Source organism: Vreelandella subglaciescola, assembly GCF_900142895.1.
Taxonomy (GTDB): Bacteria; Pseudomonadota; Gammaproteobacteria; order Pseudomonadales; family Halomonadaceae; genus Vreelandella; species Vreelandella subglaciescola.
The window spans coordinates 884,905-908,764 of record NZ_LT670847.1 but is presented as its reverse complement, the minus strand read 5'-3'; the positions used below and the strand labels follow the sequence as shown (position 1 = coordinate 908,764).

Sequence of the window (23,860 nt, the reverse complement as noted above, 5' to 3'; positions counted from 1 at the left end):
TCCGGCAGGCCTCTACGGCGCTTCGCTGCCCATCATCTTGATCAGGTCAGCTTTGCCGGGCATGCCTTGCACGCGTTCGATGCGTACGCTGCCATCATTGGTGTTGCGCTGATAGGCGCTGGTGGGGGTGGCGTAGAGGCCGAGGCTTTCAAACAGCTGGTTGTTGGCATACACCTGTTCTTCATATTCGCGTGGCTGCGCGCTGGGGGTGATTTCCTCGCCCTGTTTCTGGTCGCGCAGGGCGGTTGACGGGTTGTCGGCAGCGAGGATGGTCGCAGCTTTGGCCGGGCTGTCGGCGGCAAGAATGCCGACCATGATATGGCGCAGCTGAACCTGGCCGGCCTCTACCCAGGGGCGGGCGGCTTCCCACAGCTGCTGGCAGTAGGGGCAGTTGGGGTCGGTAAAGGTATAAATAATGCGCGGCGCGCTTGTGTCGCCGTCCTGGATCCAGTGGCTATCTTCCAGCAGTGCCCAGGTTTTAGCCTCAAGCGGCGCACGGACGTGCTTGTCCAGCTGCGGCTCGGTGAGGTTGTTGCCGTTTTCGTCCATCAACGTGCCGACAAGGGTGTGCTTGCCGTCGGGGGTGAGGTACACGGCCATTTCCTGACCCTGCGCACTGGCGCCGAAGCCGGTCAGGCCGCCGGGTGCGTCAAAGCGCTGGTGAATTTCGATTCCCTGATCGGTGAGCGCCTGAACGGCGGCGGGGAGTTCGTCGTCGGCAAATGCGGCCGAGCTCAGCCCGCCAGCACTTAGTCCGACCATCAGGCCTGCCGATAGTGTGCGGCGGTTGGTGAGATGCAGTAGCCGTGAAGTCATGGTTGATACCTTTAAATGTAGGGGAAATCGTCGCTATTCTGGCAGGTCAGGATTAGCCCCGAATTATGCCAACGGTCGGCAAAATTCGATAAATACTGCAGATTGTGTGCCAAATCGTTACAATGGCCGGCTAACGCCACTGATATTTAACAGGTAAGACGTATTCCTGACAGGTTAATTCCATGCATTGCCCTTTTTGCGGTGACAACGACACCCGCGTGACCGACTCGCGTCTGGTGGCCGATGGCGATCAGGTGCGCCGCCGCCGCCAGTGCGCCCGCTGCCATGAGCGCTTTACCACCTACGAGACCGCCGAGCTGGTGATGCCCCGGGTGGTGAAGTCCGACGATTCCCGGGCAAGCTTTGACGAACACAAGCTGCGTGCGGGCATGCTGCGCGCGCTGGAAAAGCGCCCGGTCAGCGCCGAGGCCATCGAGGCCGCGGTGGAGCGCATTCGTCAGACGCTGCGGGCGCGTGGAGATCGTGAAATTAACGCGCGCGACATTGGCGAACTGGTCATGCAGGCGCTTAACACGCTGGATCAGGTGGCCTACATCCGGTTTGCCTCGGTCTACCGCAAATTTCAGGATTTAAACGAGTTTCGTGCTGAAATCGACCGCCTGTCGCAAACGACCGATCCAGATACGACACAAACGACGCCCGACGAGGGGCGCTAGCGTATGGTCGCGTTTTCTGAGGATGATCACCGCCACATGGCCCGGGCGCTGCGCCTGGCGGAGCAGGGGCTTTATACCAGCGACCCGAACCCGCGAGTGGGCTGCGTACTGACGCATGACGGTGAAGTGGTAGGCGAGGGCTTTCATCGCCGCGCGGGCGAGGCCCATGCTGAAGTCAATGCGCTGGCCGCTGCCGGCGAACGTGCGCGTGGCGCGACCGCCTACGTCACCCTTGAGCCCTGCTCGCACACCGGGCGCACCGGCCCCTGTGCGCTGGCGCTGGTACGTGCCGGCGTGGCGCGGGTAGTAGTGGCCATGCAGGACCCCAATCCGCAGGTGAGCGGGCGTGGCGTGGCGATACTCGAAGACGCGGGTATTCAGGTCGATACAGGGCTGCTGCATGACGAGGCGCGGCAGCTGAACCCCGGTTTTATCGCGCGAATGGAAACAGGCCGCCCCTTTGTGCGGCTGAAAATGGCCATGAGCCTGGACGGGCGCACGGCGATGGGGTCGGGCGAATCCCAGTGGATTACCGGCCCCGACGCCCGCCGTCAGGTGCAGCGCCTGCGGGCGCGTTCCAGCGCGGTGTTGAGCGGCGTGGACTCGGTCATCATGGACGACTCGCGCCTGACTCTGCGCGCCGCCCAGCTGGGGCTGGATAACGCCGAAGACGTAGCGAGCCGTCAGCCGCTCAGGGTGATCCTCGATACGCACCTGCGCCTGCCGCTGGCGGCGGCGTGCCTGCGCGAGCCGGGGCGCACTTTGGTGGTCACGGTGCCCGGCGACGTCGAAGATAACGGCCACGCGGCGGAAAAATGCGCTGCCCTGGAAGCTGCCGGCGCCGAGGTGGTCACGCTTGGGGCAAACGCCGACGGGCGGGTGGATCTGGCCGCGCTGATGGCGCACCTGGCCACCGCTGAAGAGGTCAACGAACTGTTGCTGGAAACCGGCGCCACTCTGGCCGGGGCAATGCTCGACGCCGGCCTGATTGACGAACTGTGGCTGTTCATGGCGCCGACGCTGTTGGGCACGGGTGCCCGCGGACTGTTTGCGCTGCCGGGGCTTGAGCGTATGGCCGACCAGCGCCGGCTGCACATTCACGATATCCGCGCCGTAGGGCAAGACTTTCGGATAATTGCCTCGCCGCTGCCGACTAGCGCACCGAGCGATACCAAGGTACCCTGACGCGCGTCTATTCACGTCGCTATTTGCCCATTACCCATTACCGATTACGTGGTCATATACGGTAATCACACACGATAGCCACACACGACAGTCATACACGCAGTGTGGCGTTTCGGCATTGCGAAAAACTCTGGGAGATTCCATGGCGCAATCCTCCGCTGGGGGGCTGGCCCCCATCGCCGATCTGGTAGAAGACATTCGCCAGGGAAAAATGGTGATCCTCATGGACGACGAGGATCGCGAAAACGAAGGCGATATCATCATGGCCGCCGAGAAGGTTGAGGCCGAACATATCAACTTCATGGCGCGTTTTGCCCGTGGGCTGATCTGTTTGCCCATGACCCGCGAGCGCTGCGAGCAGCTGAGCCTGCCGCTGATGGTGCGCGATAACAACTCGGGTTTCGGGACCAAGTTCACGCTGTCCATCGAGGCCACCGAAGGGGTGACCACGGGAATCTCGGCCGCCGACCGCGCACGTACGGTGCAGGCCGCAGTGGCCACACACGCCAAAGCGACCGATATTGTTCAGCCCGGGCATATTTTCCCGCTGATGGCCGAGCCCGGCGGCGTACTGCGCCGCGCCGGCCATACCGAGGCCGCGTGCGACCTGGCGTCGCTCGCCGGCTGCGACCCCAGCGGCGTAATTTGCGAGGTGATGAACGACGACGGCAGCATGGCGCGCCGCCCCGAGCTTGAAGCCTTTGCCGAAGCGCACGGCATCAAGATGGGCACCATCGCCGATTTGATCCACTACCGTATCGTCAACGAGCAAACGGTGGATCTGCTGGAGTCGCGCCCCCAGCGCACCGCCCACGGCGACATGACGCTGCACGTGTTCCGCGACCGTATTCAGGGCGCGCACCATCTGGCGCTGGTCAACGGCCAGCCCACGCCCGATGCGCCCACCACGGTGCGCGTGCATCTGGCCGACACCCTGCGCGACGTGCTGGGCTTGCAACAGGACGACAAGAATCGTTGGAATGCCGGTCGGGCGCTGGCGGAAATTGCCGGCAACGAACCCGGCGTGTTTGTCCTGATCGACGAAAACGGCCCGTCGCAGGATCTGAAAGACCAGCTCGACGTCTTTCTCGACCGCGTGCGCCGGCCGCGCACCAGCGACTCCGACGGCGCAGGCAACTATCTAACTATTGGCACCGGCTCGCAGATTCTGCGGCATTTGGGTGTGGGCAAAATGCGCCTGCTCAGCTCGCCGTGGAAATTCTCCGCGCTTTCCGGCTTCGATCTTGAAGTCGTTGAGCGCCTCGGACCGAACGACAAGGCTTAACCGCCCCGTATCAGCAGGAAGACATGATGGAACCGCTCGCTCAAGTAGAAGGCAACTTTTTTGACGTCAACGGCCGCTACGCCATCGTGGTGGGGCGCTTTAACCACCACGTGGTTGATAGCCTGGTGGAAGGCGCCGTCGATAGCCTGGTGCGCCACGGCGTCGACCCCGAGAACATTCAACTGATTCATACCCCGGGCGCCTGGGAATTGCCGCTGGCCATCAAGCGCGTGCTCAATGTGGTCAAGCCCGACGCGGTCATTGCGCTCGGCGCCGTGATCCGTGGCGGCACCCCGCACTTTGAATACGTGGCGGGCGGCTGCAACACGGCGATGAATACTCTGCAGCTGGAGTTTGATACGCCCGTGGCCAATGGCGTACTCACGGTGGAATCCATCGAACAGGCCATTGAGCGCGCCGGCACCAAGGCGGGCAACAAGGGCACCGACGCTGCCATGGCGGCGATGGAAATGGTCTCGCTGTTGCGCACGATGGGGGAGGCTCAATGAGCCAGAAACGCAAGTCGTCATCTGCTCAGCAGAGCCGCCATGCCGCGCGTGAGCTTGCCGTGCAGGGGCTTTATCAGTGGCAGATGACGCACAAGTCGATGACCACCATCGAAGCCGAGTTCAGAAGCCAGAAACCCGATGACGATCTTGAGCCCCACGAAAACTGGGTGACCGTCATGGGCATTGCTGATCAGGCGCTGTTTCATGAGCTGCTGCATAACACCGCCCGCTTCAAGGGCGAGCTTGACCGTGAGATTTCGCCGCTGCTTGACCGTCGGCTTGAGGATCTGGACGCGGTAGAGCTCGCTATCCTGCGCCTTGGCGCCTACGAGCTGTCGCGGCGCATGGAAGTGCCGTATCGCGTGGTCATCAACGAAGGCGTGGAACTGGCCAAATCGTTTGGGGCCACCGACGGGCATAAATACGTCAACGGCATTCTGGACAAGCTGGCGAACCGCCTGCGTAGCGCTGAAGTTAGCGCACGGCGTCGCTAAGCGTTGACGCCTGCCAACGCGTTTAAGGGGCCACCATGCTTAAGGGGACGTCGTGCTTGCCGAATTCGACCTGATTCGACATTACTTCACCGCACCCGGCGCGGCAGACAGCCGCGTGGCGCTGGGGATTGGTGACGATGCCACACTGCTGGTACCGCGCGCCGGGCATGAACTTGCCGTGAGCGTGGATACCTCGGTCACGAACGTGCATTTTCCCGATGATGCGCCGGCCAGCGCCGTGGGCCACCGTGCGCTTGCCGTTGCCGTGAGCGATCTCGCAGCCATGGGCGCGCGTGCGCGCTGGTGCTGGATGGCGCTGACGTTGGATGCGCGGCGCTTTGCTGATGAAGACGCTGCGGACGCCTGGCTCAGCGGTTACGCACAGGGCTTTCTGGGCGGCTGCGCGGCGTACGATTCCACCCTGGTGGGCGGCGACGTGACCTCGGGCACGCTGGCCATCAGCGTGACGGTGATGGGCGACGTACCCACCGGCCAGGCGCTCAAGCGCAGCGGGGCGGTGGTCGGCGATGTCGTCGCGGTGACCGGCGCGTTGGGCGGCGGCGCGGGCGGACTGGAACTCTGGCAGCGCGGCGAGCGTGATTTGTCGCACCCGCTGCTGCGCCGCTACCTGCTGCCCGAGCCCCGGCTTGAGGCCGGCATGGCGCTGCGCGGGCTGGCCACCAGCGCCATGGATATTTCCGATGGCCTGCTGGCGGATCTGGGGCATATTCGCCGCGCCTCGAACGTCGACGTGCAGCTTGACGCCGACGCCGTGCCGCTGGCAGAAGGACTAACGGCGGCGCTGGGCGCAGACGCGGCCCGCCGCGCCGCGCTTTCCGGCGGTGACGACTATGAATTGCTGATCACCATTGCGCCGGAGAATTTTGCCCGGGCGCAGGCGGCACTGGACGCGCAGGGGCTCGCACTCAGCGCCGTTGGCCGCTGCGTGGCGCCGGGGGCGGTCAGCTCGGGTGACGGCAGCGTTGATGCCGCGGCGGGCGATTATCATGGCTGGCAGCATTTTGCCCCCGCTTCTGCCACCGTGCCGGGAGATAGCCGATGAATCGCGCACCGGGCAGCGTCTGGCGACGCCCCACGCACTTTTTTGCCTTTGGCCTGGGCAGCGGCGCGGCGCCTTGGGCGCCAGGCACGTTCGGCACGCTGGCGGCCATTCCGTTTTACTGGCTGATGGCCGACCTGACGCTCAGCTGGTATCTCGGTATCGTGTTTGTGGCCTTTGTCGTCGGCGTCTGGCTGTGCGACAAAACCTCCATTGATTTAGGCGTACACGATCATTCCGGCATTGTCTGGGACGAGTTTGTCGGCTACTGGATTACCATGGCCGCGGTGCCGTTTTCCTGGGAGGCGGCGCTCTGGGGCTTTGTCATATTCCGTATTTTCGACGTCTTCAAACCCTGGCCAATTCGCTGGGCAGACCGCCGCGTGGCGGGCGGTTTTGGCATCATGATCGACGACGTCATGGCCGGGCTTTATGCCTGGAGTACCATGCACCTGTGGTTCTGGCTGCACTAGCGTTGGCCGCATTCGCCCGGGCAGAAGGAAGACTGGCGCCACTAGCACGAGGGAGGCTTGATGCGTAAGGAACGGCTCATTGTTCCCGTGCTGGCGGCGCTGACGGTTGTCTGGCTGGTGGCGCAGCTGGTCTCCAGCGTACTGTTTGAACGCAGCCTGAGCCAGGCGCTTGCCGATTTGGAAGCGCGGGGTGAATGGCGCGTCAAGCGTATCAGCAGCGATCCCGGCTGGCTCAGCTCTCAGGGAAGCATTCTGCTCTCGCCGCTGCTGGGTCGCCCCTGGCGGCTGGAACTGAACTACGATGCCCGTCATGGCGTACTTGCCAGTGACATCACCGGCACGCTGCGCCCGCGTCTGGACGGCGCGCTGCAGCAGGCGGTGGGCAACGTTTCAGCGCCTTCCGTGCCGCGCTGGGAAGGGCGCTACCACACCTATACCGGGCGCTCCGAAATGCACGTGGCGCTGGCGCCTCTGGTCATCACTCAGCACGGCCGTGAACTTGCCGTAAAAGGCGCCCGGCTTCAGCTGCGCGGCGTCTACGGTGACTGGCGTTTGAATGCCGGTCTGGATCAGCTAACGCTGACCGATCATGACGCCCGCTTGGCCCTTGGCCCGGTCACGCTTGAAAGTCGTTATACCTACATTGACGGCGCTTATCACTTCAACCAGCACGATAAGCTGCGCATCGAACAGCTGACGCTTAGCCACCCCAAACTCGATCTGGCCTTTGCCCCGCTGGTCGTACATACCGATATGGCGCTGGATGAACGCGAACTGCGCATTGACGGCGAACTGACGCTGGACGACGTACTGCTGACCGAGGAAGCGCCGGATACGTCGGCGCTCAACGGCCGCGTGGAGGTGACGCTTTCACGCCTGAACGCCGACGCCGTGCGCCGGGTGTTTGCCCAGCTGCGTCAGGAAACCGCCTGGGGCGATAGCGACATGCCCGTGGCCGAAGGGGTATTACAGCGCCTGGAGCCGGCGTTATTGGACGTGCTGGCCGACTCGCCGCGCCTGGATATCCGCCAGATTGCTCTGAAAAGTCCGCTGCTGGGGATTCCCGTGGAGGCCAACGGCGCGTTGTTTTTCGATGCCCGTGCGCTTGACGAGCTCAGCATTACCGCGCTTGACCAGCCGGCGATGCAGGCGCGTTTTCTCGACCGGCTGGACGGTGATATCACCTGGCACGAGGCGCCCACGGTGGCCGCACTGTGGCTTGGCCTGCCGCTGAATGCCCGGGAGCTGACCTTTGATCTGGTGAAGGGCACCTGGCGAGTTAACGGCCGCGCGCTGCCGGATTGGTAAGGGTAATTAGCACGCGCGGCCCACGCCTTCACCTGCGCCTCCACTTGAAGTTTCCTCCCTGTGCCCGCATTCCACTAGCACTGCCTGGCGGCTAGACCGCCAGCCTTTGTTTACGGAGGGCGCATGAGCGACCAGGATTTTGACCGCGACGACCAGGCTCCCCAGTGGGTAGCGCAAGACGAAACCTCGGCCTACGACGAGACCGAGAAGCAGGGCGAAGATGATTCCGCGCACGAGCATCGTTCTGACGGCGAGCGCGTCAACCCTATGGTGCCGGCAAGCGAAATGCTGCCCGAGCGTATTTATCTGCTGCCCATCAATAATCGCCCGTTTTTCCCCGCGCAGGTACAGCCGCTGTTAATCAATCGCGAGCGCTGGGAAGAGACCATGCGTCGGGTGAACAACACGCCGCATCACACCATTGGCGTGGCGTTTGTGGGCGATGGCAAAGATGGCGCGCCCGGCGAGAATGATTTCCCCGAATTTGGCACCGCCGTCAAGGTGCACAAGCTCAAGGCCGAAGACCAGCAGATCCAGTTCATCGCCCAAGGGGTTCAGCGCTTTAAAATTACGCGCTGGCTGTCCAAAAAGCCGCCGTATCTGGTGGAAGTTACCTACCCCAAGGAGCCGGTCGACGCGGAAAATGAAGAAACCCGCGCTTACGCCATGGCGATCATCAACGGCATCAAGGAGTTGTTGCCGCTTAACCCGCTTTACGGCGAAGAGCTCAAGCACTACCTCAACCGCTTCAGTCCCAACCAGCCGGGCCCGCTGACCGACTTTGCCGCGGCGATTACCTCGGCCAAGGGGCACGAGCTGCAGAGCGTGCTGGCGACGCTTCCGGTGATTGAGCGGATGCAAAAAGTGCTGCCGCTGTTGCGCAAGGAAATTGACGTCGCCCAGCTGCAGAGCGAGATCAGCGAGCAGGTCAACGCGCAGATGCAGGATCGTCAGCGCGAGTTCTTCCTGCGCGAGCAGCTCAAGGTAATTCAGCGCGAGCTGGGTATCTCCAAAGACGACCGCGAAAACGATGTGGATACCTTCCGCGCGCGGCTGACGGGCCTTACCGTGCCCGAGCGCGTGCAGGAGCGCATCGACGAGGAACTGGGCAAGCTCAGCGTGCTGGAAACCGGCTCGCCGGAATACGGCACCACGCGCAATTATCTGGACTGGCTCACCTGCCTGCCCTGGGGGCTGACCAGCGACGACAAGCTGGACTTGAATCATGCCCGTGAGGTGCTCAACCGCGATCACAACGGGCTGGACGAGGTAAAAGAGCGCATCGTCGAGTTTCTCGCCGAAGGCACGTTCAAGGGCGACGTAGGCGGCTCGATTGTGCTGCTGGTCGGTCCGCCCGGGGTGGGTAAAACCTCGGTCGGGCGCTCCATTGCCGATGCGCTGGGGCGCAAGTTCTACCGCTTCTCGGTCGGCGGGATGCGCGACGAGGCTGAAATAAAAGGCCACCGCCGCACCTACGTTGGCGCCATTCCGGGCAAGTTTGTGCAGGCGTTCAAGGAAGTCGAGGTCGAAAATCCGGTGATCATGCTCGACGAGATCGACAAGCTCGGCCAGTCGTTTCAGGGCGATCCGGCCTCGGCGCTGTTGGAAGTACTCGACCCCGAGCAGAACGTGGACTTTCTCGACCACTACCTTGACGTGCGCATGGACCTTTCCAAGGTGCTGTTTGTGTGCACCGCGAACGCCGTGGATTCCATTCCGCGGGCGCTGCTGGACCGCATGGAGCAGATTCGCCTCTCCGGCTATATTGCCGAGGAAAAAGTGGCGATTGCCAAAAACCACCTGTGGCCGAAGCTGCTCAAGCGCAATAACCTGAGCAAAAAACGCATCAATCTGACCGATGCAGCGCTCAAGCAGGTGATTGAAGGCTACGCCCGGGAAGCCGGCGTGCGGCAGTTGGAAAAACAGCTCCACCGCATTGTGCGCAAGGCCACGGTACAGCTGCTGGAAAGCGAGGATGAAACCGTCAAGGTATCGGTGAAAAACCTTGAAGACTTCCTCGGCGCGCCGATTTTCCGCAAGGAGAAAGTGCTCAAGGGCGAAGGCGTGGTAACCGGCCTTGCCTGGACGGCGATGGGCGGGACGACGCTGCCGATAGAAGCCAGCAAGGTGCACTCGCTGGACCGCGGCTTCAAGCTCACCGGCCAGCTGGGCGACGTGATGAAAGAGTCCGCCAATATTGCCTACAGCTACACCCTGGGCCATTTAAAGGAACACGGTGCACAGCAGGATTTCTTCGATTCGGCCTTTATTCACCTGCACGTACCCGAAGGCGCCACGCCCAAGGATGGCCCGTCTGCCGGCGTATCGATGACCACGGCGTTACTTTCGCTGGCCCGGCACCAGTCGATCAACCGGCCACTGGCGATGACCGGCGAGCTCACGCTGACCGGGCAGGTACTGCCGGTGGGCGGCATCCGCGAAAAAGTCATTGCCGCCCGCAGAAGCAGCATCTTCGAGGTGATACTGCCCGCTGCCAACCGCCGCGACTATGACGAGTTGCCTGACTTCCTCCGTGAAGGCATGACGGTACACTTCGCTGACCGTTACCAGGACGTCGCCAACGTGGTGTTTTAACGCCATCCGGTGACGTAATGGTACGCACGCTCCACGGCGTGGCGTTTTTAAAGGCAGCGGCATGGGTGACGGCAGGGGATTTGCTACACTGGCATTCGCATTAACCGGGCGTAACGCCCGGGCTCGATACTTCACCGGATTTTGCCATGCATCGTCATTGTCGTTTTGTTCCAGCACTGGGGCTTTGCCTTGCGCTTGGGATAGCCGCTGCGCCGGGCGCATTTGCCGCGCCGCGTACGCTTACGGTTTATACCTACATCTCGTTTGTCGCGGACTGGGGGCCTGGCCCTCAGGTGAAAAAAGCCTTTGAAGCACAGTGCGATGACTGCACGGTCACCTTTGTGGCGCTTGATGGCGGCGTGGATATTCTGCAGCGCCTGCGCCTTGAGGGTGAAAGTACCGCGGCCGACGTGGTGCTGGGCCTGGATATGAACCTGATGGAGGAAGCCCGGGACCTGGAACTGTTGGTTCCCCACGGCGCGGACACCGCGGCGCTTACGTTGCCCATTGACTGGGACGACGAGACCTTTTTGCCCTATGACTGGGGGCAGTTCGCCTTTGTTTACGACACCGAAGCGCTGCCCAACCCGCCCGCAAGCTTTCAGGCGCTGCTCGACGCGCCCGATGATCTGAAAGTGATCATTTCCGACCCGCGTACCAGCGTGCCCGGCCTCGGGCTGCTGTTGTGGATCAAGCACGTTTACGGGGAAGACGCCGGCGAAGCGTGGCAGCAGCTCAACCAGCATGTGCTGACCGTGGCCAGTGGCTGGAGCCAGGCGTATTTCTCGCTGTTCATGAACGGCGAGGCACCCATGGTGCTGTCGTACAGTACCTCGCCGGCGTATCACATGGCGGTAGAAGACACTGACCGCTATCAGGCCGCCGAATTTGCGGAAGGCCACTACCTGCAAGTGGAAACCGCCGCGATCACCCGCAATGCAGAAAACCCTGAGCTTGCCCGCGCGTTCATGCAGTTCATGCTGACGCCCGCTTTTCAGCGCCACATTCCGCTGGGCAATGTGATGTATCCCGCCATTGAACTTGACGACGAACTGCCGCCGGCGTTTGACCGCCTGATCGACCCCGACGGCTTTACCTTCAGCCCCGATGAGGTGCAGGAACACCGCCGCGAATGGATCCGTGAATGGCTCAACGCCAGCAGTTAAGCGCGCGACCGCTGGGACGCTTGCCGCCGCAGGCGTGATGGAAGGTAGCGGTCAGCAGTGGCCATGCCAGAGCCCACAGGCGTCGGTCTGTTAGCGACCACCTGAATTTCATATTCGGTCTTCGTCTCAAAATTTCGTATATTAGTCTTTATATATTTATCTTGTTTTTTTAGTGTTTTTCGGATCTGTGTCTATACTCGGTTTGAGTATCTATAAGCAGGCTTTCACCCTGAATCGCCCGGCGAATGCGAGCGTCGGTCGAAAAAAATAGAGGGATTAGGCAAAATCCGACAAGAATGACACTCTGTGGAGACACAGTATGCGTGTGTACGCTCAGCGGGTAGGTGCCCTGTCAGGTGGTTTGCTGTTTCCCGCTTTGTCCATGGCGGACTGGACGGTAAACATGACCCCGGGGGTGACCGGTAAGTGTCTACGCATAATTAATCGTGCGCTCCGTGCCGTAGCTCCTGAGCTGTCGATGGACTGCATCGCAGAGCCGGTCAAACGAGAGATAAGCATCGATGGGCAGCCAGTGGTATTTGACCTGCCGCCACAGGATCTCGATCAAGTTCAGCTCTGGCGAGTAAGCGGATAGGTAAACCAGATGCACGCGATGCGACATCCATTCCAGAATCTTGCGCTTAAACGCTTTGGAGCGATGCATGCTGGCATTGTCCAACACGACGATGGCGAAGGCATCGGGATCTTTCTGAGCCACAAATTGATCAAATGCCTCGATGACGGTCTCCGTCGTAACCGACTCGGTGGTGGTGTGGTAAACCAGCTTCCCTGTTCGGCTAAGGAACCCCAGCACGTTCAGCCTATGGCTATGCGAGTACGCCGTCACTTCCCATGGCTTACCGACAGGGCTCCATGCATAGGGTACTGATGACGTCTGGGAAAAGCCGGATTCATCGAAATAGTAAAGCTCGTGTTCGCCTTGATCTTCGCTCTCCTGGAGCACTGTCAGAAGGCCCTGCGTATGGCGAAAATCTGTCTCATCACGACGGCCCTTCAGTGAATGCCGAATGCGCTTGAAGCTATTGAGATTTTTTTTTCAACGCTCGGCGCAAGGTGCCCGTGCTAAAGGTTTTTCCTGTTTCTTCCTGCAGTCGGGCCTGCAGAGTGCGCAGCTGATGAGGGTGCTCTTCTATCAAGGCCTGAAGCCGCTCTCTATCGCTGTCATCAAGGATCGGGGTGCGACCGCTCCGAGGTTTATCGACGAGTTCTTCGAGACCCGAGGTCTCCCACTTCTGAAACCAGATCGTCAGGGTGTTTCTTCCGACCTCCAAAATATCGCTGATTTGGGTGATGGTATAGCCTTGGTCGCTCAAGAGGATCGCATGAGCGCGGCGGCGCGAGGCACGCTTCTGACCGTACTGATGGACATGTGCCAACGCCTGCCGGTCGGCTTCTGCCAGGGAAGGGATGAAGCGCCTTGCCATGTTGCCATCCTAAAGGGGAGAATTTGCCAGTATTATGCCTGAAAATATATGGATAAGCACTTACCAGTAACGATATCTTCAACCTTCACATGACTATTTTCTGGATCTGCGTCGCTATCGGCGTCGTGGTATTCGGGGTCATGTTCTGGTCTATTTTCGCTCATCGCAAATCCAAGGGCGCAAAGCCGGCAAACTTCCATGAACACCCCCTGGTTGAGGTTCTCTGGACGCTCATACCCCTTGTCATTCTGGTCATCATGGCGATTCCCGCCACCGCCACCCTGGTAGACATGTACCCCGCCTTATTCATCAGGACGCCGAACGAGCGTTTTACGTCCCGTGGTGACCGGGACCGACCGGCTTTTATGTCATACGGTCGCTGAGTAGCCGATTAGCACATAGCTTTATCGTATCAATGCCGTGATATTTATAACTGAAGTTCATTGGTTTCGAGTGACGGCGCAGCCGTGGTCGTCGGCCTCCATAGTGGCCGTTTTGTCTGCTGGAAAAGGCTGAGTAATGCGACGTGTCAGGTCAATGCCGTCAGCCGCGGCAACCCCTTCAGTAAGGATGGCCACCATTTGTCGGCGGCATCGCCGAGGTGCACGGTGATACGCCGGGCGTGCACTGTCAGCGTGGCGGCCACCTTGAGCACCTGCTCGCGCATCCGCTTCAGGCTCCAGCCCTGCCGGGTCTGTCGTTCCAACAGGCAACGCAGCCCGTGTAGCACCTGATAAGCGCAGAGAGTCAGCAGCAGGTTTACCTCGTTGCGGGCCATGACGTCCTGGACGGTGGAGACACCGCGATCAGTCGAGGAGAGATGCATATCGAGCGACGACTTCACCTCGCCCATGTGGGCTTCGGCGCTGCCGCGCTTGCGATAAAGCGCCAGGACCTTTTCCGGCGGCCAGTCGAACTTGCCGAGATTGGTGACCAAAAAGAAGGCATGCAGCAGCAGATCATCGGGCCGCTCTTGTACCACCAGCACCACGCGCCGCGGCGCCGGCCAGGTACCGGCTTGGTACGCCAGGTCATGGCACCATTCCCGAGGTTGCTCGGGGGGCCGGCCGCGTGGCCGCTTCAGATGTGGCGCTGCCAGTGTCTGCAGGCCCGTATGACTGCGCAACCGGCCCAGATACTCGATGTCGCGATCTTCCAGCGCCTCAAGCGTGTCGTTGTCGGTGAAGCCGGCGTCGATGCGCACCTTGACCTTGGCCCCGGTGCTCTCGTTGAGTCGCCGCACCAGATGTGGGATCCAGGTATCGGCATTCTCGGCTGGGCCGGCGTTACCTTCACGCAGCAGGCCGCCCACCATGTCGCCGGTCTCTGCCAGCGAGGCCACCAAAGGCGAGTAGATTCTGGCCCCGTAAAGTCCATGAAACGCCGAACCGCCCTGGTGGCCGTGAACGTCGATCGGCAAGCCGTCGATGTCCAGCGTCAGATGCTCGGGGCGTTCGCCGCCGTTCAGCGAGGTCAGTCGCCAGACCGCCAGCCGCAGCAGGCCCTCATGCACGGTATCGATATTGTCGTCGCGGCCCAGGCACGTCAGCAGCCGCGACAGCGTCGCTTGAGATGGCCGGTCCTGAGCCAACGGCGTTGTCCCGCGGGCATCACTGCAGGCTAGCTGCCAGAGCGGGTCACGGCGAAGCGTATCGGTATCGCTGAGGTCGATCCAGCCCATCGAACGCTGCAGCACCAGGGTACGCAGCTGGCTGGCTAACGAGTGGCGGACGCGATCCGGGTCGCGATGATCGACCAGATGGTCGTCCAGCGCATCGATCATGCCGCTGTTGTCGAGGGCTTCACGCAACAGCAAAGCACCGCTGTCGCTGGTGGTGCGATGGCCGCTGAGCTCGACGCGGATGGACCCGTTGCATGACGGGGTCCAGGGGGATAGGCTTTCACCCATGGCGAGTGGTCCTCTTGAGTCAAGTTCGGTTAGGAACATATTGATTCTACAAGAGAAACTGCTCGCCATCTTCTTTTCTGTCTCAGCCCGGTGAATAAGGCGGGCTCAGTTGTTGTTCCTGCTGATTGTTGTGAAGTGTGCCAGAGGCGGTAAAAAGGCCCCCGCTAAGCCCTGGGAAGGCGCAGAAGGGCTCGAGTGGGAGATACCTTCTCCGGCGCCTTATCACACCTTTTCCACTCCACCGGATGTGAAATAGGAGGCAGGCAGCATGGCAGATCAACTGCAAAATAAACCCACCAAGCCACGGAGCAACTCGCGGGTTATTGGCTGGTGTATGGTTGGCGTTGTCGGGATGTTTGCTTTCGGTTTTGCACTGGTGCCTCTGTATGACGTGTTCTGTGATATCACTGGCATCAATGGCAAAACCAGTGGCCGCTATGAGTCCACCGAAACCGCCGCTGCTGACATGAAGCGCACCGTCAAGGTTCAGTTTCTGGCGCAGAACGGCCCGGATATGCCCTGGATTTTTCGGCCAGTAGCCCACAGCGTTGAAGTGCACCCCGGTGAGCCGACCACCATGAATTTTTACGCCGAGAATCCAACCGACCAGGATATGGTGGCGCAGGCGATACCCAGTCTGTCGCCATCCGAGGGCACGCTGTATTTTCATAAAACCGAATGTTTCTGCTTTAATCAGCAGCCGTTGGCGGCTGGGCAGAGCGCGGAAATGCCTCTGGTCTTTATCGTCGACCCTGATCTTCCTGATTACATCACCAAACTGACGTTGTCCTATACGCTTTATGACCAGGGTGAGCCAACGGCCGTTAGACGTACGCCTCTGGAAACCATCTTAAATATAGCAATGATCAATGCCCGGGAATACACAACAGCAATCGATAATGGATAAGCCATCGGAGACTGCTATGGCGGATTATCAGACATACTATGTTCCCGAACAGAGCAAGTGGCCTATTGTTGCGACGGTTGGCTTGGGGGTGACTCTGTACGGGACGGCCTCGATTATGGTCAACAGCAACCAGGGAGAAAGTACCGGCAGCGCCTGGATTGTATTTGCGGCCTGTAGTGGTCAAGTGTTTTTGGCCACGGCCTTTTGAGCATTCCAGTATGTCGTTTCTGCCGCATTCGGTGGCAGCCCATCGTTATGTGTGTGCGGCCTGAGGCAGCTGTAGTAGCTGATTATATATTCAGTGATGGATTGCTTCGCCGCCGCCATATCGAGATAGCCCGTTGCTGGTACCCACTCTGTTTTCAGGCTTCTGAAAAAGCGTTCCGTTGGCGCATTATCCCAGCAATTCCCTCGGCGACTCAGGCTCTGTGTCATCTGATAGCGCCAGAGGCATTGCCGGAAACCCAGGCTGGTGTATTGGCAACCTTGGTCCGAATGAAAAAGAACGCTCTTGGGTTCATGGCGAGATTCATACGCCATCATCAACGCCTTGTTAACGAGCTCTGTGTCCGGTGACGGCGACATCGCCCAGCCCACCGGCTTGCGTGAAAAAAGGTCAATAACCACCGCCAAATACGCCCAGCGTGATCCAGTCCAAATATAGGTGATGTCACCAGTCCAAGCCTTGTTGGGCGTCTTTACATCGAACTGCCGGTCGAGCCGATTCGGAATAGCCAGGTGCGGCTGCACCGCCTTTTTGTAGGCATGGCGCGGCGGCTGTGTGCTCGCCAACCCAAGCCGTTTCATCCGTTTTCCGGCACGGTAGCGGCTCAGCGGCACTCCTGCTTGGGTCACCATCTTGGCAATGCTCCGCGCCCCTGCAGAGCCCTTGCTGGCTGCATGGGTATCGACGATTCGCTGCAGCAGGGCTCGCTCTTCCTGGCTTGGTACCGTATTTCTGTTACGCCATGCGCGGTAACTGCTGCGGTGCACCCCAAATACGCTACACAAGCGCTGCACCGCATAGCTCTCTTCAAGTCGCTCGATTAACGAGAATTGCTCAGGGAGTCGGACATCAAGAGAGCGGTAGCCTTTTTTAGGATGGTCTTTTCTTCCTCAGATCGCCGTAGCCGCCGCTTTAAATCCTGAATTTCACGCTGCTCAGGTGTCAGCGCTTCACCTTTTTGCGGCGCATTGCCTGCCCGCTCTACGCGTAGCTTGCGAACCCAGGATTCCATGGTGGTTTTGCCTATCCCCATGGCCTCGCAAGCTGCCTTCAGCGTATAGCCTTGATCAACGACAAGTTGCGCCGCTTCCAGACGAAATGCCGGGCTGAAATTTCTTCTCTTGGTCATTATGTCCACCTGATTTTCTCTCGGAGTGATCATACACTCAAAACCAGCTGGCCAAATTGACTATGCCACTACAGCCGGCGTGCTGATCATGATTTACATGCTGTTTGGCTGGTTCGGCAGCGTGATCAAAGAAAGCCGGTCTGGCCTTTATAGCCCACAAATGGACCGCTCGTTCCGCTGGGGCATGAGCTGGTTTATTTTCTCCGAAGTCATGTTCTTTGGGGCTTTTTTTGGTGCGTTATTCTATACCCGTATGTTTGCCGTGCCCTGGCTTGGGGGGGAAGGCGATCGGGGGAGTTCCAATATGCTCTGGGAGGGCTTTCAGGCCACCTGGCCTTTAATTAATAACCCGGATCCGGAAGCCTATCCCGCGGCTGAATCCGTGATCGGGGCCTGGGGTTTGCCGCTGGTAAACACCATCCTTCTGGTCACTTCCTCTTTGACCGTAACGGTTGCCCATCACGCGCTTAAGGCGAATCACCGGAAAAAACTGAAGATCTGGCTCGCGGCTACAATCATGTTAGCGCTGGGTTTTCTGTTCCTGCAGGCAGAAGAGTATATGCATGCCTATGAGGAGCTCGGTCTGACTCTTCAGTCCGGCATTTACGGCACCACATTTTTCATGCTCACCGGTTTCCACGGCGTTCACGTCATGCTGGGCACCCTGATGCTGAGCATTATGTTCATTCGCATTAACAAAGGGCATTTTACCTCAGACAATCACTTTGGGTTTGAGGCTGCCTCCTGGTACTGGCACTTCGTGGACGTGATCTGGCTGGGGCTATTTGTGTTCGTGTATGTGCTATGACGGCGCCGGGAGCATTCTCAGGGGGTTGAGTGCAGCGACAGGTCCCCATGCCACAGGGTCAAAAGAATAACCGACAGGAGAAGGACGCTCAGCGTGACCCGGATAGCCAGAGAATTCACCACGCGGTTGGTTTTTCCGCCATCTTTGATGAGAAAAAACAGACCGCTGAACAGGCTCACAATGACGGCGAGCATGAGAATAATGATGAGCGTTTTGAGCATAAGATCGCCTGTGATGTCGGCAGATGCGTATTTGTTTGATATGTCGCCGTATGGTGTTGCTCAGATTCACTGTAGCAGACCATGACTGACGCAAAACACCACGCTCGGCGATGGCAGCCAGACTGGCGATTGATGGTTTTTGCGGCGATTTTTTTACCGTTATTGGTGAGTCTGGGTATCTGGCAACTGAACCGGGCGGAAGAAAAGCAGGTGATGCTCGATCAGTGGCAACAGGAGGCGCGTGACATGGACTGGCCGGAGCTGGTCGCCAGCGGGCTGGAGAAGGGCAGGCCGCTGACGGTGACCGGGCTTTTCGGTGAGCGCAGCTGGCTGCTGGACAACCGAACCCGCGATGGCATAGTCGGTTACGAAGTGCTGACCGTTTTTTTTCCCCTTGAAGGCCCACCGGTACTGGTCAACAGAGGATGGATAGCGGCGCCCAGAACACGCAATGAGCTCCCCGATGTAACTCCGCCTGAGGGCGTTTCTACCCTGACCGGACGGGTCAGTGAGTACCCGGAACCACCGGTGCTGTCCGATTCATCAGCAAAGGACAGTGGCTGGCCACGACGGGTGCAATCGCTTCCCGGGGCGGTTGCGAGAGCCGAGGTTGCAGAACTTCCCAGTGCCATCATCCGGCTCCAGGACAACGAACAGCCAGGAGCGTACCGCGCCGATTGGCAGCCGGACCGGATGGGGCCACAAACTCACTACGGATATGCCACTCAGTGGTTTGCGCTTGCCATAGTGCTGACTATATTGAGTGTAGTAGCGAGTTATAGAAAAACAGGAGCTCGTAGTGGCAATGACAGTGGCTAGCCAGATATCGCAAGATCAACAAAAACGCCAACCCACTCCCACGCAGGCCCGCAGAGGCCGGCGTACGGCATTTCTTCTGTTTGCCCTGGGGTTCGGACCGATGATTCTGGCCACCGTTATGTTCTATACCGGCTGGCTGAACCCGACGGAACACACCAACCTGGGTGCGCTGATCCAGCCCACGGTGCCGGTGGCGGACCTCCATCTTGAGACACTGTCGGGAAAACCGCTGGCCGAGCGTTTCAGCAGGGGCCAGACGGATCCCCAGTGGCTGCTTGTGGTCGCAGCCGGCGAGTGTGACAACCGCTGTGAAGTGATCTGGCAACAGTTTTCCGGACACATTTTCAAGCGGCCGTTCGTCGCTCTGACTCATAGTCCATCGGACTCATGTAGCCGTTGCTGGAGTGCAGCCGAACTCGGTTATAAAACACTTCGATATACTCGAAAATGGCTTGTTTCGCCTTTTCTCGCGTTCTGAAATCTTCGTGGTACACCAGCTCAGTCTTCAGGGTGTGAAAGAAGCTCTCGGAGGGTGCGTTATCCCAGCAATTCCCCTTTCGGCTCATGCTGCACCGGAAGTCATGCTGCTTTAGCAACCACTGAAAACTATCGGAGGCATACTGGCTACCTCGGTCACTATGTACCAGCAACCCATTTTCTGGCTGCCGCTTCCGGACGGCCATGGTCAGCGCATCATGTACCAGTGAGGCGGGCATGCGGCTATCCATCGACCAGCCCACCACCGCTCGCGAGTAGAGGTCGATGAAGACGGCCAGGTAGAGCCAGCCTTCCCGTGTCGGAATGTAGGTGATGTCACCGACATAGGCTTGATCCGGCTGCGCGGCCGAGAAGGTGCGATTCAGAAGATTCGAAGCAACCGGCTTGCCGTGCTTTGAATTCGTGGTCGCCTTAAATTTCCGCCGTGTCTTACACACCAAGCCTTCCTCTCTCATTAGCCTGGCAAGCCGACGACGGCTGATCGCCTCGCCCTCACTGGCCAGTGTCTGCTGGATACGCCGCGTGCCGTAGGTTGCCCGGCTCTGCGTATGGTGGTCTCGGATCCTCGCCTTCAACGCCTCATCTTGCTGATCTCGCTGGCAGGGTGGCCGAGAGCGCCACTCATAGTAACCACTGCGAGACACCTCAAACACTCGGCACATCAGGGCAGTATCGAACGCTCTCTGGTGTGCTTCGATGAAGGCGTACCTCAGCGAGATTCCTTGGCGAAGAAGGCCGCCGCCTTTTTTAGCAGTTCGCGTTCCTCCTTGAGGCGAGCATTCTCGCGCCGCAGCTGTTTCAGCTCTTCATACAGGTGCGGGTCATTCACCTGGCCGGAACTGCCGACCTCTCGTTTACCAGAGTACTTGTCGACCCAGGTATGCAGCGTATTGACGTTAACGCCCAGCTCCCTGGCAGATTGGGTCACCGGTTGATTTGATTCCGTCGCCAATTTGACGGCGGCCTCTTTAAATTCAGCGGTATAGGAATTGGCTTTTTTCTGGCTCATGACACACACCTCGATGGGCAGGTGAGATTACCTGCGTTTGTGTGTCCGGGAAACTATAACCACTTCAAAGAGCTGTTGTATCTGGCTCGACAAGCGAACGTTGCGCTGGGTAAAAACGCAAATCGTGTGTCCAGAGCAGCGGTACTGGGCAGCGTTAACGATGATCTGGATGCCCGCCTGGCGACCGATTACCGATTAATGGAGCGCCTGGTGCCGGCGCGTGGCGCAACCCCGGCGTGGCCTGCAGCGGTAAACCCCGAACAGGAACCGCGCATTGTGCTGGTGGATCCCTTTGGCAACGTAATGATGCACTATGGCCCTGAACATTCCGGCAAGGACATGCTCAAGGACCTGAAACATCTGCTCAAACTGTCAAAGGTCGACTGAGAGCCAGCCAGGAGGCGCCACCTTGAATCATCCGACCCGCCGTCGCCAGCCAAAGGCACACGCCATGGTGAACTGGGCCACCTTCGCGGTGGTTCTGGCGGTTGTGGTGATCATGTTGGGTGCTTGGACCCGCTTGGTGGATGCGGGGCTGGGGTGCCCCGACTGGCCCGGATGTTACGGATTCATGACCGTGCCCCAGAGCGAAACGCACATTGCCATTGCCAACACCCGTTTCCCGGAAACACCGGTGGATGTGGTGAAAGGCTGGACGGAAATGATCCACCGCTACGCAGCCGGAACATTGGGGTTGGTGGTGTTTGGCCTGGCCGCCTGCGCACTGCGTCATCGCCGCAGCGGCGTGCCCTTCAAACTGCCGCTTTTCATTGCCGGCTTCATCCTGCTTCAGGGTGCCTTTGGTATGTGGACGGTTACATTGAAGCTATGGCCGCAGGTGGTTGCCCTGCACCTGCTTGGCGGCTTCACCACACTGAGTTTGCTTGCCGTGTTGGTATTCCGGCTACGGGCGTTCCCGGCAGCTCAGTCCACCTCTGCCCGGGTAACGCCCGAAGCCCCTTCGGGACCCGCCGCGTCAGCTTCCAGCTTGGCCCGCCTTCGCCCCTGGCTTTACGGCGGTCTGCTTCTCATTATTCTGCAGATTGCCCTGGGCGCCTGGACGGCTGCGAATTATGCGGCTGTGGCCTGCACAGATCTGCCCACCTGCCAGGGCCAGTGGTGGCCGGAAGGTATGGATTTCCGGCATGGTTTTGATATCACCCAGCACGTCGGTCCCAACTACCTGGGCGGGCAGCTCACGGCGGGTGGCCGGGTGGCGATCCAGGTAACCCACCGGGCAGGTGCCCTGCTGGTGCTGGCCTATTTCGGCATTTTACTGGCATGGATCTGGCGCCGGAATAACAGTCGGGAACTGCATGGCCCGGTGCGACTGGTTGCCACGGCACTGGCAACCCAGATTGCTTTAGGGCTTGGCAATGTACTGTTTCATATTCCCCTCCCTGTTGCAGTTGCCCACAACGCCATGGGCGCCGGGCTACTGCTGTCAGTGATATACCTGATCTGGCGGCACCATCTGCTGCCGCAGGCGCAACTCTCAACAGCAACACATACCACAATAATGCATCAGGAGGTTACGGCATGAGTGAGCAAGTGGACGTACTGCCGGCCCAGCGAGTTTCCAGCCAATCCACGCGCGCTATTTCGTGGCGGGATTACCTGGAGCTGACCAAGCCCAGAGTCGTGGCCCTGATGATCCTGACGTCGGTCATCGGCATGCTGCTGGCCACCTCCAGATTGCCCGGCCTGGGTGTGCTGATCTGGGGCAACATGGGCATTGCCTTCCTTGCCGGAGCGGCAGCCGTAGTCAACCACGTGGTCGACCAGAAGATTGACACGGTGATGGCCCGCACCCGCAAGCGCCCGGTGGCTACCGGTAAGATCTCCCCGGTGGAGGCGATCGTGTTCGCCACTGCGTTGGCCTGTGTGGGAATGGCGGTACTGATGTGGCAGGTAAACCATCTCACCGCCTGGCTCACTCTGGCCTCTCTGGTGGGTTATGCCGGTGTTTACACGCTGTTCCTCAAACGGGCCACGCCTCAGAACATCACCATCGGCGGTCTCGCGGGCGCTATGCCGCCCCTGCTCGGCTGGACGGCGGTAACAGGGCAAGTAGAAGGCCATGCATTATTGCTGGTTCTGATTATTTTCGCCTGGACCCCACCGCATTTTTGGGCACTGGCCATTCACCGCAAAGAAGAGTACGCGAAGGCAGGCATTCCCATGCTGCCGGTCACCCACGGCAATAAATACACGGAACTGCACATACTGCTGTACACCCTGATGCTGCTGGCGGTTAGCATGCTACCCTTCGTTACAGGCATGTCGGGCTGGATATACTTGGCTGGCGCCCTTGTTCTCGGTCTACGCTTCCTCAACTACGCCATACGGTTACTAAAAGGCGACGATCGCCGAGTAGCACTAAACACCTTCAAATACTCCATCACTTACCTGATGGCCCTGTTTGTGATACTTCTTTTCGATCACTATGTGTTTTTCTGACTGGGTGCCGGGATACTTTGGAGTCTGCTGAGTGGAGCTAGGATGAATCGTTCAGTACAGGTAACGTTGGTTGCTCTTCTACTTCTCGTAATTCTGATCTTTGGCCTGGTGGTGGGCCGGCAGGTTTTTTTGGTGGATGGCGGGGAGCCGCAATCTGCTCCGGATCTTGCCGAAATGAACACCTATGTCTATGACCAGCCACGACCCCTGGCAGAGTTCACGCTGACCGACGAAAACGGGGAAACCGTTACCCGGGAAAGCCTCCGGGGCCGATGGACCTTTGCGTTTGTGGGCTACACCAACTGTCCGGATGTGTGTCCGACTGCCATGGCCAATCTTCAGCGTACCAATAAGCTACTGTCGAATGAACTGCCGCAGCCAGACTATCTGCTGATCAGCGCTGACCCAGAACATGACACGCCGGACCAGCTCAAGGACTATACCGCCTTCTTTGGTGAGAACTTTCACGGCCTGACCGGGGATCTGGAAACACTGCGGGAACTGGCTAAAAGCCTGAGTGCGGTCTTCACGCAACGCGAGGTGGACGGTGAACTGCTGGTCGACCATAGCGGACACTTTGCCTTATTGAATCCGGATGGCGAGTTGGCGGCGCTGATCCAGTCACCCCATCATCCGGAGGAAATGGCTGACGCTTTCGAGCGCATTTATGAATGGGCAAAAGCCAATCGCGAAAACGCCCGTTCCTGATCCGGTCCGGGGGCAGTTCTGCCAAGGTTACACTGACATTCTGGCGGCGCTCGCTTAAACTGCCCGGCTGACAATACACTCGCCGGAACAGACACTATGTATCATCAGGACACCACAACCCCGAAAGAACTCTTTGGCGTGCTGGCTGCCGGC

General features: G+C 59.5%; 23 protein-coding genes and 1 pseudogene. 18 read left to right on the top strand and 6 right to left on the bottom strand.

Annotated elements, in window-relative coordinates; genetic code table 11:
- Positions 1 to 12 precede the first annotated feature (12 nt).
- On the bottom strand, positions 13 to 816 hold the full coding sequence (dsbG, locus tag B5495_RS04260; RefSeq protein ID WP_079551599.1) for a thiol:disulfide interchange protein DsbG: 804 nt from the start codon (positions 814 to 816) through the stop codon (positions 13 to 15).
- Positions 817 to 998: 182 nt separating this feature from the next.
- Here dsbG and nrdR point away from each other — a divergent pair, with 182 nt between their 5' ends.
- From nrdR to thiB, 10 genes are all read left to right on the top strand, one after another.
- Positions 999 to 1,493, top strand: a complete 495-nt coding sequence (gene nrdR / locus B5495_RS04255; RefSeq protein ID WP_079551597.1) for a transcriptional regulator NrdR — start codon at positions 999 to 1,001, stop codon at positions 1,491 to 1,493.
- 3 nt (positions 1,494 to 1,496) lie between these two features.
- A complete protein-coding gene (gene ribD / locus B5495_RS04250; RefSeq protein WP_079551595.1) occupies positions 1,497 to 2,678 on the top strand; it encodes a bifunctional diaminohydroxyphosphoribosylaminopyrimidine deaminase/5-amino-6-(5-phosphoribosylamino)uracil reductase RibD in 1,182 nt (393 codons plus the stop codon).
- A gap of 142 nt (positions 2,679 to 2,820) precedes the next feature.
- Positions 2,821 to 3,963, top strand: a complete 1,143-nt coding sequence (ribBA, locus tag B5495_RS04245) for a bifunctional 3,4-dihydroxy-2-butanone-4-phosphate synthase/GTP cyclohydrolase II (RefSeq protein ID WP_079551593.1) — start codon at positions 2,821 to 2,823, stop codon at positions 3,961 to 3,963.
- Between the two features lie 26 nt (positions 3,964 to 3,989).
- Complete coding sequence (gene ribH / locus B5495_RS04240) at positions 3,990 to 4,472, top strand: 6,7-dimethyl-8-ribityllumazine synthase (RefSeq protein ID WP_079551592.1); 483 nt, start codon at positions 3,990 to 3,992, stop codon at positions 4,470 to 4,472.
- Positions 4,469 to 4,966, top strand: a complete 498-nt coding sequence (gene nusB, locus B5495_RS04235; RefSeq protein ID WP_079551590.1) for a transcription antitermination factor NusB — start codon at positions 4,469 to 4,471, stop codon at positions 4,964 to 4,966. Before ribH ends, nusB begins: the two co-directional genes overlap by 4 nt.
- 52 nt (positions 4,967 to 5,018) lie before the next feature.
- Positions 5,019 to 6,029 (top strand): thiamine-phosphate kinase, encoded by a 1,011-nt coding sequence (gene thiL / locus B5495_RS04230; RefSeq protein WP_079551589.1) that lies wholly within the window; start codon positions 5,019 to 5,021, stop codon positions 6,027 to 6,029.
- Positions 6,026 to 6,499: a phosphatidylglycerophosphatase A family protein gene (locus tag B5495_RS04225; RefSeq protein WP_079551587.1), complete on the top strand. Its 474-nt coding sequence runs from the start codon at positions 6,026 to 6,028 to the stop codon at positions 6,497 to 6,499. The genes thiL and B5495_RS04225 overlap by 4 nt, the downstream gene beginning before the upstream one ends.
- Positions 6,500 to 6,559: 60 nt before the next feature.
- A complete protein-coding gene (locus tag B5495_RS04220) occupies positions 6,560 to 7,807 on the top strand; it encodes a DUF945 family protein (protein WP_079551585.1) in 1,248 nt (415 codons plus the stop codon).
- A gap of 123 nt (positions 7,808 to 7,930) precedes the next feature.
- Entirely contained in the window at positions 7,931 to 10,402 is a 2,472-nt protein-coding gene (lon, locus tag B5495_RS04215; protein ID WP_079551583.1) for an endopeptidase La, read from the top strand.
- A 146-nt stretch (positions 10,403 to 10,548) separates the two neighbouring features.
- Positions 10,549 to 11,568 (top strand): thiamine ABC transporter substrate binding subunit, encoded by a 1,020-nt coding sequence (gene thiB / locus B5495_RS04210; protein WP_079551582.1) that lies wholly within the window; start codon positions 10,549 to 10,551, stop codon positions 11,566 to 11,568.
- 430 nt (positions 11,569 to 11,998) lie between these two features.
- Here thiB and B5495_RS04205 read toward each other — a convergent pair.
- Positions 11,999 to 13,013 (bottom strand): IS630 family transposase gene (locus B5495_RS04205; RefSeq protein ID WP_154045214.1). Its coding sequence is split into 2 segments (ribosomal slippage): positions 11,999 to 12,625 and positions 12,627 to 13,013, totalling 1,014 coding nucleotides; the frame shifts between segments, so codons are not numbered across the junction.
- A gap of 65 nt (positions 13,014 to 13,078) precedes the next feature.
- On the opposite strand from B5495_RS04205, the pseudogene B5495_RS04200 reads away from it, so the two are divergent.
- Positions 13,079 to 13,309: pseudogene (locus B5495_RS04200) on the top strand (cytochrome c oxidase subunit II transmembrane domain-containing protein); the annotation flags it as partial.
- A 233-nt stretch (positions 13,310 to 13,542) separates the two neighbouring features.
- Here B5495_RS04200 and B5495_RS04195 read toward each other — a convergent pair.
- Positions 13,543 to 14,961 carry an IS1380 family transposase gene (locus tag B5495_RS04195; RefSeq protein ID WP_079550466.1) on the bottom strand — a complete coding sequence of 473 codons (1,419 nt, stop codon included), beginning with the start codon at positions 14,959 to 14,961 and terminating at the stop codon, positions 13,543 to 13,545.
- 229 nt (positions 14,962 to 15,190) lie between these two features.
- Here B5495_RS04195 and B5495_RS04190 point away from each other — a divergent pair, with 229 nt between their 5' ends.
- Positions 15,191 to 15,829 carry a cytochrome c oxidase assembly protein gene (locus tag B5495_RS04190; RefSeq protein WP_079551580.1) on the top strand — a complete coding sequence of 213 codons (639 nt, stop codon included), beginning with the start codon at positions 15,191 to 15,193 and terminating at the stop codon, positions 15,827 to 15,829.
- Between the two features lie 180 nt (positions 15,830 to 16,009).
- Here the strand turns inward: B5495_RS04190 and B5495_RS04185 are convergent.
- A protein-coding gene (locus tag B5495_RS04185; RefSeq protein WP_154045213.1) for an IS3 family transposase occupies positions 16,010 to 17,184 on the bottom strand; the annotation gives its coding sequence in 2 pieces (ribosomal slippage) (positions 16,010 to 16,929 and positions 16,929 to 17,184; 1,176 coding nt in all).
- A 25-nt stretch (positions 17,185 to 17,209) separates the two neighbouring features.
- Between B5495_RS04185 and B5495_RS04180 the strand changes: the two genes are divergently transcribed.
- A complete protein-coding gene (locus B5495_RS04180; RefSeq protein ID WP_154045211.1) occupies positions 17,210 to 17,992 on the top strand; it encodes a cytochrome c oxidase subunit 3 in 783 nt (260 codons plus the stop codon).
- Positions 17,993 to 18,009: 17 nt separating this feature from the next.
- Here B5495_RS04180 and B5495_RS04175 read toward each other — a convergent pair whose 3' ends face one another.
- Entirely contained in the window at positions 18,010 to 18,213 is a 204-nt protein-coding gene (locus B5495_RS04175; protein WP_079551577.1) for a twin transmembrane helix small protein, read from the bottom strand.
- Positions 18,214 to 18,294: 81 nt separating this feature from the next.
- Between B5495_RS04175 and B5495_RS04170 the strand changes: the two genes are divergently transcribed.
- Positions 18,295 to 19,032, top strand: coding sequence for an SURF1 family protein (locus B5495_RS04170; RefSeq protein ID WP_079551575.1), 738 nt, complete (start codon positions 18,295 to 18,297; stop codon positions 19,030 to 19,032).
- A gap of 344 nt (positions 19,033 to 19,376) precedes the next feature.
- On the opposite strand, the gene B5495_RS04165 is transcribed toward B5495_RS04170, so the two are convergent.
- A protein-coding gene (locus B5495_RS04165; protein WP_422822019.1) for an IS3 family transposase occupies positions 19,377 to 20,539 on the bottom strand; the annotation gives its coding sequence in 2 pieces (ribosomal slippage) (positions 19,377 to 20,263 and positions 20,263 to 20,539; 1,164 coding nt in all).
- 126 nt (positions 20,540 to 20,665) lie between these two features.
- Between B5495_RS04165 and B5495_RS04160 the strand changes: the two genes are divergently transcribed.
- From B5495_RS04160 to B5495_RS04145, 4 genes are read left to right on the top strand one after another with little or no spacing between them, the layout of a single operon-like run.
- The gene (locus B5495_RS04160; protein ID WP_197685638.1) at positions 20,666 to 20,926 is read left to right on the top strand and encodes a hypothetical protein; all 261 of its coding nucleotides are present in this window, start codon (positions 20,666 to 20,668) and stop codon (positions 20,924 to 20,926) included.
- Positions 20,927 to 20,948: 22 nt separating this feature from the next.
- Entirely contained in the window at positions 20,949 to 22,082 is a 1,134-nt protein-coding gene (locus B5495_RS04155) for a COX15/CtaA family protein (RefSeq protein WP_231897224.1), read from the top strand.
- Positions 22,079 to 22,999, top strand: coding sequence for a heme o synthase (gene cyoE / locus B5495_RS04150; protein ID WP_079551572.1), 921 nt, complete (start codon positions 22,079 to 22,081; stop codon positions 22,997 to 22,999). Before B5495_RS04155 ends, cyoE begins: the two co-directional genes overlap by 4 nt.
- A gap of 42 nt (positions 23,000 to 23,041) precedes the next feature.
- A complete protein-coding gene (locus tag B5495_RS04145; RefSeq protein ID WP_079551570.1) occupies positions 23,042 to 23,707 on the top strand; it encodes an SCO family protein in 666 nt (221 codons plus the stop codon).
- Positions 23,708 to 23,860 lie beyond the last annotated feature (153 nt).